The sequence below is a fragment of the Streptomyces sp. NRRL S-455 genome, from assembly GCF_000717875.1.
In the GTDB taxonomy this organism is placed as follows: domain Bacteria; phylum Actinomycetota; class Actinomycetes; order Streptomycetales; family Streptomycetaceae; genus Streptomyces.
This window is the reverse complement of the sequence record NZ_JOCT01000062.1, coordinates 1-1198: the sequence shown is the minus strand read 5'-3', so window position 1 is coordinate 1198 and position 1198 is coordinate 1. Positions and strand designations below refer to the sequence as shown.

1 protein-coding gene is annotated in these 1198 nt (G+C 69.5%); it reads right to left on the bottom strand.

Going from position 1 to position 1198, the window contains the following annotated elements:
• On the bottom strand, positions 1-1198 hold a 1198-nt coding region (locus tag IE97_RS0137780), incomplete at both ends, for an alpha-1,4-glucan--maltose-1-phosphate maltosyltransferase (RefSeq protein ID WP_030252146.1).

Below are 1198 nucleotides of genomic sequence, written 5' to 3'. Positions count from 1 at the left end.
TGCAGCGCCGGGTGTTCCCGGCGGATGGTGTTGAGGCGGGTCAGCAGCGGGGTGATGGTGCGGCCCTCCCGCTCGGCGGTGTCCCAGTCGCGGGGCCTGAGCTGGTACTTCTCCGAGTCCAGGTACTCCTCGCTGCCCTCCCTGAGCGGGGTGTTCTCGCACAGTTCGTAGCCGGAGTAGATGCCCCAGGCGGGGGAGAGGGTGGCGGCGAGGACGGCCCGGACCTCGAAGGCGGGCCGGCCGCCGTGCTGGAGGTAGGCGTGCAGGATGTCGGGGGTGTTGGCGAAGAAGTTGGGCCGCATGTAGGAGGCCGCCTCACCCGAAAGTTCCGTGAGGTACTGCGTCAGTTCGTCCTTGGAGTTGCGCCAGGTGAAGTAGGTGTAGGACTGCTGGAAGCCGATCTGGGCCAGCGTGTGCATCATCGCCGGGCGGGTGAACGCCTCGGCCAGGAAGATCACGTCGGGGTCGGTGCGGTTGATGTCGGCGATGACCCGTTCCCAGAACACCACCGGCTTGGTGTGCGGGTTGTCGACACGGAAGATCCGCACCCCGCAGTCCATCCAGTGCCGCAGCACCCGCAGCGTCTCGGCGACCAGGCCGTCCATGTCCGCGTCGAAGGCGATGGGGTAGATGTCCTGGTACTTCTTCGGCGGGTTCTCCGCGTAGGCGATGCTGCCGTCGGGGCGGTGGTGGAACCACTCGGGGTGTTTCTGCACCCAGGGGTGGTCGGGGGAGCACTGCAGCGCGAAGTCGAGGGCGATCTCCAGGCCGTGTCCGCGGGCCTGGTCCACGAACCAGGTGAAGTCCTCAAGGGTGCCCAGTGCGGGGTGGACGGCGTCGTGGCCGCCCTCGGGCGAGCCGATCGCCCAGGGCACGCCGACGTCGTCGGGGCCGGGGGAGAGGGTGTTGTTCTTTCCCTTGCGGAAGGTCGTGCCGATGGGGTGGATCGGGGGCAGGTAGACCACGTCGAAGCCCATCGCGGCGATCGCCGGCAGCCGGCGCGCGGCGGTGCGGAACGTGCCGTGCGGCTGCTCGGCGGTGCCCTCGGAGCGGGGGAAGAACTCGTACCAGGAGCCGTACAGGGCCCGCTCGCGCTCCACCAGCAGCGGCAGCGGTTCACTGCTGGTGACCAGCTCCCGCAGCGGATGCCGCGCCAGCACCTCGTCCACCTCCGGCGTCAACGCCGCCGCCAGCCGCG